Raw genomic sequence first — 13519 nt, 5'->3', positions numbered from 1 at the left:
CCGTCTTAAAAGGTGATGTTGGTTCCGATGGAAAACACGCGTTGCTGGGGATAGAACCCGGCCTGTACGACGCTGGGCGTTTCCGGATCGGCGTATTTGATTTTGTCGAAGGTCAACAGGTTGGATCCTGCCGCGTAGAATCGCCACTGCTGAATTTTCAGTCGACTCAGGAAATCTTTCGGCAGGGAATAGCCAATCTGCAAGGATTTAAGCCGCAGGTAACTACCGTCCCGCACGAAGAAGGAGTTCTGATACCCGTTCTGGTTGGTCAGTCCCGCTTTGTTAGCGGTTAACCGTGGGTACTTGGCGTTGGGATTATCCGGTCGCCAGGAGTCTTCCACCAGAAAGTACGGACTGTTTCCATTACCCGCAAACGTCTGCGTATAGACTGTGTTGCCCTGTACGCCGCTGTTGTACACGCCCGCCAGAATCACGTTGGAGCGAGCCGCTCCCTGCAGCAGGGCGGAGAAATCGAAGGGGCCGTATCCCGCCTGCAAATTCAGACCGTACATAATCTCGGGCGTGTTGCTGCGACCGATGCGGGTCACGTCCTGCTCGAACGAGATTTTGCCGTCGCCGTTCAAATCCACGTACTTCACGTAGCCCGGAGCACCCGGACCGTAGGGAAAACTTGGTCCGCGATCCACTTCTTCCTGCGTTTGATAGAGTCCATCCACCACAAATCCAAACTTCGTATTTACGGGATGCCCTACCCGCCGCTGAGCTGCCGGAGCGTTCACGGATTCATTGATCCGCAGGACGCGGTTATGAGCGTAGGTGAAGTTTCCAATGATTTTGTAGGAAAGCTTGTTGTGCTTCTTGCTGTAGGCCAGTTGTAAATCTACGCCCCGGTTATCCACTTTTCCAGCGTTCACCGCTGAAGCAAAGTTTCCGCCCACGGAAGGAGCAAAAATGCCGCTCTGACCTGTCAAAATGTTAGAGGTTACCTTATAGAAGTAATCCAGTTCCAGACTCAGATTGCTATTCCAAAGTCCCAGTTCTACACCGCCATTGTACATGGTGGCTTCTTCCCAAGTGATGGTCGGGTTGGCCGGAGCCGTATTGTACAAGGTTGAAACCACCTGATTACCGATGGCCACCGTAGGCGTCGTACGAAGCTGGAAGGAATTCAAGTACGGAAAGGCTGAGGACAGATAGTCATTTCCGAGTTTACCCGCCGAAAGCCGGACTTTGAAAAAGTTGATCGGGGTATTCAGCGGTTGCCAGAAATTCTCCTTACTCAACACCCAGCCCAGCGATGCCGAAGGGAAAAAGCCCCAGCGGGTACTCTCCGGGAAGTTAACCGAGGCATCGTAGCGAGCGGCTACTTCAAAGAGATACTTGTCGTCGTAAGTGTAGTTGACCCGACCAACGTAACCACCCCGTTTGTACTGCGTGCTGCTGCCGGTAGCGGCCCGCAGATCCTCGGCGGCCTTACTACCAAAATTGATATCCAGCAGATCGGTGATGGGGAAGTTCCGGGCCTGAGCCCCGAAACCGTTGGTACCCCATCCCGAATATTCATAGAGTAACAGACCGTTGAAGGCATTTTTACCGAAGGTTCGGTCATAAAGGATGGAAGGTTGAAAAGTCGTCCGATAGCTGTGGGAGTAATCCTGAATGAGGTTATTGACGTTGTAGGCACTCATCCGGGCGGGCGTCCAGAGCCAGCCGTTGGCGTTACGGTTCCGCACGGCCAGCATCGCTGGTTCCACGAAGGTTTTTACTTCCGTAATTGTCTTGTCGTAACTCACCAGCAAACGAGCCTGAAGTCCCTGTACACCGGGAATTTTTACGTTCATCGATAAGTTACCGTTGAAGGTAGTAGCCTCGGCATTCCGGTTGCCAATGTCATTCACGGCGACGATGGGGTTTCCAACGCCCGCATCGGTATTACCACCGACGGGTAAACCCGCGGGATTGAACATCGGCAGGTTCGGCTGCATCCGCTGAGCCAGAATGAATGGGTTTTGATAGTTCTGATCCGTGGGTGCAAGAGCCGGATTCATCCGATCTTCCATCCGAACAGTCAGGTCCAGCCGTGTGGAGATGAAATCGTTGACATCGGCGTCGATATTAGTCCGGACGTTATAGCGTTTGTAATTAGTGTTCTTGATGACCCCGTTCTGGTTCCAGTACCCCAGCGTCGTGAAGTACCGAACGCGATCCGTACCGCCATTGACGGAGACGTTGTGGTACTGGCTGACGCTCGTATTATTGGTCAGCATACCCACCCAATCCGTATTGCCGAGAAACTCCGACTGATTGGTACCGTTTGCCAAAGACGCAATTTCTTCGTCGGTATACGTCAGAGCAAAGGGCGTTTTTCCCTGCGAAACGAGGTACTGATTATCCAGTTCTTCAGCCCGTTTATACCACCGCATGTAATCCGGCCCGTTCAAGAATTTGGGGAATCGGGTATTGGTATTTTGGGAGAAATTGGTTTCGTAGGTAATCGTCGGCTTACCCGTTTTACCGCGTTTCGTAGTAATCAGAATGACCCCGTTGGCGGCCCGAGCTCCGTAAACAGCTGCCGCCGAAGCATCCTTCAATACGCTGACGGTTTCAATTTCATTCGGATCCAGGGCAGTGAAGGGACGTTCAATACCATCCACAATGACCAGCGGAGCATTGCTACCCGTGGTGCTGATGCCGCGTACGTTGATGGTGGCGTTGTCGGCTCCGGGCTGACCGTAGGGTTGCGTAACGATGACCCCTGGTAAGCGGCCCGCCAATACGTTCGAAACATTTAGCGGGGGAGCCTGCTTCAACTGATCGGCTCCAATCTGAGCGACAGAGCCCGTCAGGGTGGAACGCCGCTGCTGGGAGTAGCCGACGACCACGACCTGATCGAGTTCCTGCGAGGAAGAGGTTAAGGAGATGTTTATTTGGGATCGGTTCTGTACGGCCATTTCCTGGGCCTGATACCCGATCGAAGAAAAAACCAGGACGGCATTTTCGGGAACATTGGGCAGCGAATACTCACCGCTCCGATTGGTCGTTACGCCCTGCGAGGTATTTTTCACCACAACGTTGACGCCCGGCAGCGGCTCGCCCGTGGTCGCGTCGCTTACTTTTCCCTGAACGGTCAACGCAGCCATCATGGGCATGGTCAGGGAGGTCGCCGAAATGCGTTCGGACCGCGAAAGATTCGTCAGATTCTCAAGCGGAACGAACTTGTTCGGCAAGAGGTTGACGGCCGAAGTATTAGATTTTTTCTCTTCCGAAACGATGTAAAACGAGTCGCTTACCTTTTTAAAAGTCAGGCCATACGGTTTCAGCAACTGTTCCAGGGTTTGTTCGAGGGAAGTATATTTCCGAAAATCCTTCACCCGTTTTTTACTGACCAGTTCAGGGTTGTACAAAATCGAAACTTTGTACTGCTTTTCCACTTCCTGCAAGCGATGCTCCAAACTCTGGCCGCTCGCCGATGCTTCCCGAACCTGTTCCTGACCCGCCCGAACGATTTCCTGAGCCTGTACACCCGGTGGGCCGCAGAGGTACATGAAGGCGGGCAGTCCATACAAAAATGTAATACGTTTTTTCATCGAAACATGAATTAGTGTGGTACCAATCAAGACATAGAATTCCTGGGGATGTCCTGGGAGGGATATCCGAACGCGTACGAATGCTAAATGGATGATTTATCGGGACTGATCCGTGAGGTAGATGCGGCCTTCCTCCTGACGAATGCTGACTTTGCAGGCTTCGGCGATGCCTTCTAATAATACGTTTACATCATTGGTGGGCAGCGAACCCGACATACGACGGTCGAGCAGCGATGCCTTTTCTACGTTGACACGATAGCCGTAGGTGTCTTCGAGTACTTCGGTGAGTTCTTTTAAGGACGTATTTCGCAGAATAAGTTTGTGATCTTTCCAGGCTGAATACAGCGAGGCGTCTACTTGTTTCAGGGTGTAATTTTCAGGGATACGGGCAAATTCTACCAGTTGGCCGGGTTTCAGTATAATGGAATCGGCTTGAGCTTTTTCGTTGATTAGACACTGTACTTTGCCTTCATTCAATACTACCCGCGTTTTGGCCTTCCGGCGGCTGACGGTAAACTGCGTCCCGAGTACGTTCACCCGGAAGTTATCAGCCGTTACGACGCTAAAGCGGCGATGGTCTTTGGTATGGACTACCTTAAAATACGCTTCGCCCGTGAGTTGTACCTCCCGATTTCCCGTCCATTGCTGCGGATACGAGAGACTCGAATTCCCGTTCAGCGTTACTTCCGAACCATCGGGCAAGGTAAACGTACGCGTCTGTCCGTAACCCGTTTTCTGTACCAGCATCGGTACCATAGATTCGGGCGTGCCTGGAGCATTCCGACTTACGTATAACCAAAGCGTAGCCAGAGCGAGAACGGCTACTACGCCAGCGGCCATCCGTCGCCAGCTTCGACGCAAGGGCACGACGGTCGTTTCTTCTTCCGGTTCGGCTGGGTCGAGGCGACTTTGTATCTGATTCAGCATTTTCTCTTCCAGAGCCTGCCGGGCCTGCGTATCCAGCTGGTCGGTCAGCGAGGGGCGGTTCTCAAACTGAGCGTACCAAACGTCGAGTTCGGTACGCTCGGCTGGCGTGGCCTGCCCCGTTTGTACTTGCTGTAAGAGAAAATTAAGTCGTTCCTGAGTCATGCGGTTGGTTACGTAAGCCAGCGGATTCCCTGCGTAGGCTTTCTATTCGGTAAGTCACACAAGTCGAAAACTTCCGCCAAAAGCGAAGCAAAAAATTTTAAATTATTTTTCAGTATCCTGATTATCAGAAGAAATTTCTACTACAAAAAAGTAAGTTCCCGATCAGGCCAGCAGATTAGCGGCCAGCAAAAGCATAAACAGATGCTCTTTCAGGTGAAGACGCAGTAGTTTCAGAGCTTTAGCCATCTGTTTTTCGACCGTGTCGATTGGGAGTTCCAGGAGCTGGGCAATTTCCCGGTAGGTGTAATGCTCCTGCCGACTTAGTTCGTACACCCGCCGGTATTTTTCGGGGAGCTGGGCCACGCCAGCGTCGAGGGCTCGTTGCAGTTCTTCGTAATATAGCTGATCTTCTACAAGGTTCGCCTCGTGGTCGCCCCGCTGTAGCACGTAATCCAAGTGGGCTTTTTTCGTCAGCAGGGAACGGATGTAGTTATAAATCCGGTAGCGAAGGGCGGTAAACAGGTACACTTCCAGCGAAGTCGTAATTTCCAGGTGCTGGCGCTTGGACCAGAGGTCCAGGAACAATTCCTGCACAATTTCCTCGCAATCCTCCCGGGTTTGTACCCGCCGGTACGCGGAATCATAGAGCCGACGCCAGTATTTTCGGTACAAGACCTCAAAAGCAGAACGATCGTCCTGCTTGAGCAGGGCGATCAGCGATTCATCGGTATGGGGGGATTGAATCTGAATAAGCAGAGGATCAGTAGTTTATCAATTAAGCTGGCAATATAAAATTCCCTTGCCAGAATTACACGGCTTGGGCGTTATTAAATCGTTATGCCTTACCCAAATTAGCTCTTGCTCCACAGAGTAACTCAGTTATGAACGATTTTAAACCAATAAATTGGCATTTGTTAGGACAGGTATAGCTTAGGCATGACAAGCCCTCTGGACTCTTAAAAACAATTTCTTTATCTTAGGACGTTTTTACCGTCAAGCTCATCCCCCATAACTTTAAAACCTTATCTGAAGTACCCATGGCTTCTTCTATCTCAGATACTGACCTTTCTGGTTTAGCCACCTATTTGTTTACCCGCCGAGAAGCTATTCTCAATCATTGGCGTAATCAATGCGAACAGGATACCACCCTGCTCAATGTTTCTGGCCTTGCCCGCGAAGAGTTCAACAATATGATTCCGCTTTTGTTGACGATTCTTCACCAACGCCTACAAAAACAGCCGGAGGGCAATGATCCCGTCGAAATTGCGGCCGCTCATGGCTTGCACCGCTGGCAAAAAGGCCTGACATTGAAAAATTTACTAGCCGAAATTAATTACCTGTACGCGGGTGTGATTCGGGAACTTCAATTGTACCGGGAATTTTTCCCCGATAGTGATGCCGACGTGCTGATTGCTGGCTATCAGGAAGTGGATCGACTGAAAACCGAAACCATGTTGGGCAGTGTGCGGGAATACGATCAGCAACAGCAGCTTGCCGCGGCCAGTCGGGCCAATCGCCTGCAGTATACGCTGGATCAGTTGCAGGACATGACCCGCCTTCGGGGGGATTTGTTACGGACCTCCTCGCATGATCTCAAAAGCAGTTTTGGCGTAGTACGTAATGCCGCCATCTTGCTGGATCAGGCCGAAAAACCCGAAGAAGAACGTACGAAGTTACTGCAAATGCTGAACCGCAATCTGGGAAATATCCACGAGATGCTACAGCAACTCACGGATTTGTCGCGTCTGGAGGCGGGCTATGAAGTGCTTGACATCCAGCGTTTTGATGCTTCACAGCTTCTCTACGGACTTGTGGAAAGTGCCCAGCCGTTGGCGGTTCAGAAAGGCCTGATCTTACGGGCCGATGGTCCACCCGAATTACTGGTGTCGAACGATTCCGTGAAGATTCACCGCATTGTTCAGAATTTGCTGCTTAATGCCATCAAATACACGCAAACCGGAATCGTTTCCGTCTCCTGGTCCAAAGAAGGTGATTTTCGCTGGTATATCAGCGTGCAGGATAGCGGTCCGGGTTTGTCCGATGGGCTCGTCGCTCTGTTTTCCAAACAACTCATGCCCAAAGCCGAGGAGTCAGGGGTACTTCAGCGGGATCTTTCGGAGGTCGATGAAGTACCCAACCTTACCAGTGAAGAGCTCAATTATACCACCTCCCAAGGCCTGCCCGTTAGCGAAGGGGTAGGTTTACTGATTGTGAAACGCCTTTGCGAATTACTCGGCGGTATGGTAGAGATTGAATCCATTATCAACGTGGGTACGCTTTTCCGAATTCGTCTCATGCTCGAACATAAAGCCTAATTGTCCAATGATCCGGTACGTAGTTGCGTACCGGATCATTGGACTGGATTTCTCCTCTGGAGATCTGCTTCTCTGGCTTACCTTAAGCTTACTGATTGTATTTTCTGTAGTAACGTATAGCGGTGGAATGTTTTTTTCCTAAAATGATCTGGCCCGGGTTCATCCCCGTTCTTCCTTCATTCTGAAACAAGACAGCTCATCAACCAATCCACGCTATGAAAGAAAAAATCTCATTCAAAGGCATCTGGGAAGTTTTAAAAAACGCCTTTTCCGGATTCTCGGACGACAAAGTCACCAAACTGGGGGCGTCCCTTTCGTACTATACGGTGTTCTCCATGGGACCGCTGATCATTGTGATCATTTCGCTCTGTGGTATTTTCCTGGGCCGTGAAGCCGTGGAAGGGCAGATTTACGAAACCCTCAATGGATTTCTGGGCAAAGAATCCGCCCTGCAATTACAGGATATTGTGAAGAAAGCGGCCATCAGTGGTAAGAGTAATACAGCCGCCGTGATTGGTTTTGGCACGCTGTTGCTGGGGGCAACGACGGTATTCGCTGAAATTCAGGATTCGATCAATACCATCTGGGGAATCCGGGCTAAACCGAAAAAAGGCTGGCTGAAAATGATTCAGAATCGTTTTCTTTCCTTTTCCGTGATTGTGAGTTTAGCTTTTATACTGCTGGTTTCCCTGGCCGTCACCTCCTTACTCGACGGGATCAGTGGTCGCCTACAAGCCCGCTTTTCGGATGTGTCCGTCGTCGCCTTTTATGTCATTAACCAGTTGATTACCTTCGCCGTCATCTCGCTCATTTTCGGAGTCGTATTCAAGGTTTTACCCGATGCCAAAATCAAATGGAAAGACGTTCGGGCGGGTGCGATGGTAACGGCGGTGCTGTTTATGATTGGGAAGTTTGGTATTTCCTTCTACATCGGTCAGAGCGACGTGGGCGGTACCTACGGAGCCGCTGGATCATTGGTTATCGTGTTGCTTTGGGCTTATTACTCTTCCCTGATTCTGTACTTCGGAGCCGAATTTACGAAGGCTTACGCCATTAAATATGGTTCAGCCATTCATCCGAGTGAGTATGCTGTAACGATCAAAGAGGTGCAGGTGGAAGCGGGAAGCAAATCCATTCAGCAAACGGAAAAAGAGAAAGAGAAGGTTGTGTCGTAATGGTATAATCATCCATATCTTACCTATGTTCCCAGGGTTATAACCCTTGGCTATAAGAATTGGACCCCGCTGGGGTTCTTTTTTTGTACTTATCAAACCGTTCAAACGTTCTCACACCTTAAACCATTTCAAGCCACAAACCCTCTTCAAACGTTTTCAACCCTCAAGCCCCCGGCGGCTCCTTCAGAGCCAGACTGATGAGTTCAGCCGTGTTCTTGACATTTGCTTTTCGAAGAATACTCGCCCGCTGGTTGGCTACGGTATTCGGACTAGTATCGAATCGGCGGGCAATTTCCTGATTACTCAGGCCTTCCGTCAGACAACCCAGTACCTGAGCTTCCCGGCTGGTGAGTTTATTCCAGATCGAGGCATTCGTAGTAACTTCCACACGAGCTTTGGGCTTCGCCAGTACCAATTGTTTGATAATGACGCTTGAGGCCGAAGGCGGATAGTATAGATCGCCCGCTGCTACGGTACGGATGGCCTGTAGAATTTCTTCGTCGTCGGTATCTTTCAGCAAGTAACCCGACGCTCCGTACTGCACGGCACTGAGAATGTAATCGGGATGATTGTGCATACTGAAAATCAGCACTTTCACCTGAGGAAACTGCTGAGCCGTCATGCGGCTGACTTCAATGCCCGAAAGACGTGGCATGGTAATATCTAGCAGTAAGACGTCGGGGTGAAGCTGGGGCAGCAGTTCCAGAGCCTCGTCACCGTCGGCGGCTTCGCCGACGATTTGCAGGTCTGTTTCGTCTTCCAGTAAGGTACGAATCCCTTTTCGTACCATCGAGTGATCATCCGCAATCAGAATTCGTATCGCCATCGTTTTTGGTTTAGCCTAGCGGCAAATGTACTTCAATCCAGGTTCCTTTTCCGGGTATAGAATGCAGTTGAAAGGTGGCCTGCAGAAGTTGAGCCCGTGTTTGCATGTTTTCCAATCCACTCCCTTCGCGGCCGGAAATTTCGGCGATGCCTACGCCGTCGTCCTGAATTCGCAGGGTTACGGCCTCGGGCTGGTAGTGCAGAACTAAGGCAATCTGCCCGGCTTTGGCATGTTTAAGAGCATTGGTGACAGCTTCCTGAGCAATGCGATACAGGGCAATTTCCTGAGCCGGTGCCAGTCGTTTTTCCTCGCCCTGCTGTTCAAAACGAATCGCACAGCTGGCCGATTTACTGAGCTGATCGGCCAGTAACTGCAAGGAAGCCGCCAATCCGTAATCGCCCAGCAAGGTCGGCATCAGATTATGCGAAATCTGCCGGGTGGTCTGGATGATGAGCTGAATGGCTTCCACCAGTTCATCGGCCCGCTGCCGTTGCCGCTCTTCGGGAAAGGGCACTTTCCGAAATTTAGCCGCCTGCAGGTACAGGCCCGTCAGCATTTGCCCGATGCCATCGTGCAGTTCGCGGGCGAAGCGGCGACGTTCCTCCTCCTGCCCTTCCAGCAAAGCCGCCGAGCGGATATGGTCTTCCGTGCGTTGCAACGCATGTTGTTCATCGCTAAGCCGCAGTACTTCTTCCTGCGTCGTGCGTAATTCTTCGTTCGCCAGGGCCAGTTGCTCATTACTTTCCTGCAAGGCCTCTTCCGACTGCGTCAGTTGACGAATGACCTGCTTGGTATATTGAACTACGGGCCGAAATACGAACAGGCCTTCCAGCAAAAGCGTCAGTAAAGTCGCTAGTGTTAGTATGGTTTCCAGCCGTTCCAGTTCGTTGACCCGGGCCGTACTTTCCGCGTCGAACTGAAAAACCAGGGCGTTCATCCGCTGGAGAAAGACCGGCTCCTGCTTCAGCAATTCCGTCAGCGTCTGTCGTTGCTGATCTGGCGTTTGTCCCGGCGTATTCACCCAAACGAAGCTTTGGTACATGGCCTGAAAAACGGGTTCCAGTTGCTGAAACATCCGGTCAATCGTTGGGCTTCGGCGTACCGTGTACTCCTTTTCCATGATCAGTACCCCTGCCTTCAACTGTTCGTGACTCGTTTTCAGGCTTTGCAGCAGCGAATCGTATAGCACCGAATCAGCACTGGGCAGGGGGGATAAACGCAGCAAAGCCAGCTTGGTAAGTCGCTGGCTAAGCATTCGTTGACGGCCGGCTACATTCAGTACCCGGCTGTCGGCGTAGTGCGTATGGATGGTTTGACGAATGAACCATAGTCCTCCGATACTCAGCAGAGCAATGACGTGCAGAGCCAGCAGATAATAACGGGTCAGACGGCGAGCTACCTGCCGGTCGAGTGCATTCATACGTCAATATACACCTGACCGTCGATGATTTGAATGGGAAACGTAGAAATCTGGTAGTGTTCGTCGGTCAGACACTGTCCTGATCGCAGGGAAAACGTCTTTTTGTGAAACGGACATGCCACTTTCGGTTCCTCGCCCTGACTGCCGATCATGCCTCGCGAAAGCACCATTTGCTGGCGGTGCGGACACTGGTTGTCAGTGGCGTACCACTCGTTACTGCGGGAAAAATTGAAAATGGCAATCTGCCGGCCGTCGATGAGTACGCAGGCTCCGCCGTCGGCGGGAATATCTTCCACGCGGCAGGCCCGGTGCCAGGTGGTTACGGGAGAAAGTACTTCCATGAGTGAAAAGGGATGAACGTATAACAGTGAATACCTGGGTTTATTTCCATTCTTTGGCCTGAATCTGCGTCCGCAGGGGAGTAAATTCCAGCGTGGGATCTTTGTGTTCCGGGGCGTTTACGAAGTGCGTAAACCGCTTGCGTAATTCGGGGTTCTCCACGACTTCTTTCCATTCGCACTGGTACATCTGGATCAATTGCTGCATTTCCGCTTCCAGATCAGCCACGATACCCAGTACGTCGTCCACAACAACGGCTTTAAGGTAACTCATACCGCCTTCCAGCTTGTTGAGCCAGGTGGCCGTACGCGTCAGCGGATCAGCAGTTTTGATGTAGAACATCAGGAAACGGTCGATCAGCCGGATACACGTTTCTTTGTCCACGTCGGCCGCCAGTAACTGGGCATGCTGGGGCTTGGAGCCACCGTTGCCGCCCACGTAGAGGTTCCAGCCCTTTTCGGTAGCAATAATGCCAAAATCCTTGCTCTGGGCTTCGGCACATTCCCGAATACAGCCCGAGACGCCCGATTTGAATTTGTGCGGAGCCCGAACACCTTTGTACCGTTCTTCGAGTTCGATGGCGAACGATACGGAGTCCTGTACCCCAAACCGGCACCAGGTCGATCCGACGCAACTTTTTACCGTACGCAGGGCTTTGCCGTAGGCGTGACCACTTTCAAAACCAGCGGCGATGAGTTCTTCCCAGATGTAGGGTAAATCGCCCACGTGAGCCCCGAATAGATCAATCCGCTGACCACCCGTAATTTTGGTGTACAAATTGTATCGCTTGGCGACTTGACCGATCACAATCAGCTTGTCGGGCGTAATTTCACCACCGGGAATCCGAGGTACGACCGAGTAACTACCGCCTTTCTGAATATTGGCCAGGAAACGGTCGTTAGAATCCTGAATCACCGCCCGGCCCTGCTCGAGTACGTTTTCATTCCACAAACTGGCCAGTACCGAAGCGACTAGGGGTTTACAGGTTTCGCAGCCGTGGCCCCTTCCGAAGTGATCGAGTACGGAATTGTACGTCTTGAGTTTATTAATCCGGATCAGGTCCAGCAATTCCTGACGGGTATAGTCGAAGTGTTCACAGATGATGTTTCGCACGTATACCCCCTGCTGTTTCTGCACCGCCTGAATGAGGTCTTTCACCATCGGCGTACAACCGCCGCAACCCGTACAGGCTTTGGTACTCTTTTTCAGGGCATCGACGGTTGTCTGTCCGTTTTCGGAAATTTCGTGGCAGAGCTGAGCTTTCGTAATGGCTTCGCAGGAACAGATCAGGGCATCGTCGGGCAGGCTCATCACGCCGGCACCCGCTTCTTCCCCACCCCGCGAGCCCAGAATCAGGTCTTCCGGGTTGGGCGGCAGCACCGTCTGGTTTTTGCAGGTTTGCAGCAGCATGTTGTATTGCTCGGCTTCGCCAACCAGAATGCCTCCCAGCAGCGTTTTGCCATCCGAACTCACGTTGATGCGTTTGTAGATGCCTTTGGCTTTATTTTCGTAAGCAATGGTCTGGCAGTCGGGTTCCTGAGCGAACGGATTACCGAAGCTGGCCACATCGACGCCAATGAGTTTAAGCTTGGTGGAAAGATCAAAGGGCTTAAATTCCTTGCTTTCGCCTACTATCTGAGAAGCAACTACGTCGGCCATTTCGTACCCTGGGGCCACCAGTCCGTAAATCATCTGATGCACCAGGGCACACTCACCAATCGCAAAAATTGACGTATCAGAGGTTTGCAGGTAGTTATTCACCAGAATGCCGCCCCGCGGGTGCGTTTCCAGTCCGGCTACTTTCGCCAGCTCGTCGCGGGGACGAATCCCGGCGGAAATGATGAGCATATCCACGTCAAGTACCGAGCCATCGGCGAACTGCATGCCTTCGATGGTTTCAGCTCCCAGCAGGCATTGCGTGGACTTGGACAAATGAATCTGTAATCCCAAGGACGATAATTTGCGTTGCAGAATGCCCGATCCCGCTTCATCAATCTGACGTGGCATCAACCGGGGAGCAAATTCGACCACGTGGGCTTCCGCCAAACCTAAATCCAGCAGGGCTTTTGCGGCTTCCAGACCCAGCAAACCGCCGCCCAGTACGGCTCCTTTTTTCGCTTTGCGGGCGTAGGACTGGATCAGGTCGAGATCTTCGAGCGTGCGATACACGAATACGCCATCTTTTTCCACGCCTTCCAAGGGCGGCACGAAAGCTCCGGAACCCGTCGCCAGTACCAGATAATCGTAGGGAACAACCAGACCGTGGTGTGAGCGGACCTGCTTGCGTTCCCGGTCAATGTCCACCACCGGATCCGATAAATACAGCTCGATTCCGTTTTCCTGGTACCAGTTCAGTGGTGCCATCGAAAGATCGGCGGCGGTTTTCCCGGCAAAGTATTCGCTTAAGTGTACGCGGTCGTAGGCGACGCGGGATTCTTCCCCAAATACGGTTAGCCGAAACGCGGATTCTTTTTTTGCTTTAGCCAGGAGTTTCTCACAAAACTTGTAGCCGACCATGCCATTGCCAATGACGACTACTCGTACTTCTGTTTGTGGATTCATAGTTGTTTTTAACTATTTAACTAGTACAAGCCCCTTGTATCTTTGAATATTTCCAAGAAAACACCCCCGTGTTCTCTCTTTTAATACGATCAAAAATAAATCGTCAAAAACACAAATCCTAATATTTTCTTTTACAAATCGTTATTTTTAAAACCTATTTTTAATGTTTTTCATTGTTTTTTAAAATTACACTTCTATTTTTGAACCAATAATCATCTATAGTTACATTTTATTATATATAGTAC

The 13519-nt window shown here is 51.2% G+C and carries 9 protein-coding genes; 2 read left to right on the top strand and 7 right to left on the bottom strand.

Annotated features, from left to right (window positions below; translation table 11 throughout):
• Positions 1 to 5 precede the first annotated feature (5 nt).
• The 3 genes from C5O19_RS18955 to C5O19_RS18945 form a co-directional block, all read right to left on the bottom strand.
• Positions 6 to 3548: a SusC/RagA family TonB-linked outer membrane protein gene (locus C5O19_RS18955; protein ID WP_104714967.1), complete on the bottom strand. Its 3543-nt coding sequence runs from the start codon at positions 3546 to 3548 to the stop codon at positions 6 to 8.
• A gap of 96 nt (positions 3549 to 3644) precedes the next feature.
• Positions 3645 to 4637 carry a FecR family protein gene (locus tag C5O19_RS18950; RefSeq protein ID WP_104714966.1) on the bottom strand — a complete coding sequence of 331 codons (993 nt, stop codon included), beginning with the start codon at positions 4635 to 4637 and terminating at the stop codon, positions 3645 to 3647.
• A 162-nt stretch (positions 4638 to 4799) separates the two neighbouring features.
• Positions 4800 to 5345: an RNA polymerase sigma-70 factor gene (locus C5O19_RS18945; RefSeq protein WP_262509734.1), complete on the bottom strand. Its 546-nt coding sequence runs from the start codon at positions 5343 to 5345 to the stop codon at positions 4800 to 4802.
• A 329-nt stretch (positions 5346 to 5674) separates the two neighbouring features.
• Between C5O19_RS18945 and C5O19_RS18940 the strand changes: the two genes are divergently transcribed.
• Both C5O19_RS18940 and C5O19_RS18935 read left to right on the top strand, forming a co-directional pair.
• On the top strand, positions 5675 to 6952 hold the full coding sequence (locus tag C5O19_RS18940) for a sensor histidine kinase (protein ID WP_104714964.1): 1278 nt from the start codon (positions 5675 to 5677) through the stop codon (positions 6950 to 6952).
• Positions 6953 to 7167: 215 nt separating this feature from the next.
• Entirely contained in the window at positions 7168 to 8127 is a 960-nt protein-coding gene (locus tag C5O19_RS18935; RefSeq protein ID WP_104714963.1) for a YihY/virulence factor BrkB family protein, read from the top strand.
• Between the two features lie 163 nt (positions 8128 to 8290).
• Here the strand turns inward: C5O19_RS18935 and C5O19_RS18930 are convergent, their stop codons facing one another.
• From C5O19_RS18930 to nirB, 4 genes are read right to left on the bottom strand one after another with little or no spacing between them, the layout of a single operon-like run.
• The gene (locus tag C5O19_RS18930) at positions 8291 to 8953 is read right to left on the bottom strand and encodes a response regulator transcription factor (RefSeq protein WP_104714962.1); all 663 of its coding nucleotides are present in this window, start codon (positions 8951 to 8953) and stop codon (positions 8291 to 8293) included.
• 10 nt (positions 8954 to 8963) lie between these two features.
• The gene (locus C5O19_RS18925) at positions 8964 to 10373 is read right to left on the bottom strand and encodes an ATP-binding protein (RefSeq protein WP_104714961.1); all 1410 of its coding nucleotides are present in this window, start codon (positions 10371 to 10373) and stop codon (positions 8964 to 8966) included.
• Positions 10370 to 10714, bottom strand: a complete 345-nt coding sequence (gene nirD, locus C5O19_RS18920) for a nitrite reductase small subunit NirD (RefSeq protein WP_104714960.1) — start codon at positions 10712 to 10714, stop codon at positions 10370 to 10372. The genes C5O19_RS18925 and nirD overlap by 4 nt, the downstream gene beginning before the upstream one ends.
• A 40-nt stretch (positions 10715 to 10754) precedes the next feature.
• Positions 10755 to 13274 (bottom strand): nitrite reductase large subunit NirB, encoded by a 2520-nt coding sequence (nirB, locus tag C5O19_RS18915; RefSeq protein WP_104714959.1) that lies wholly within the window; start codon positions 13272 to 13274, stop codon positions 10755 to 10757.
• Positions 13275 to 13519 lie beyond the last annotated feature (245 nt).

The sequence above is a fragment of the Siphonobacter curvatus genome (assembly GCF_002943425.1).
In the GTDB taxonomy this organism is placed as follows: Bacteria; Bacteroidota; Bacteroidia; order Cytophagales; family Spirosomataceae; genus Siphonobacter; species Siphonobacter curvatus.
This window is presented reverse-complemented; position numbering and strand designations above follow the sequence as displayed.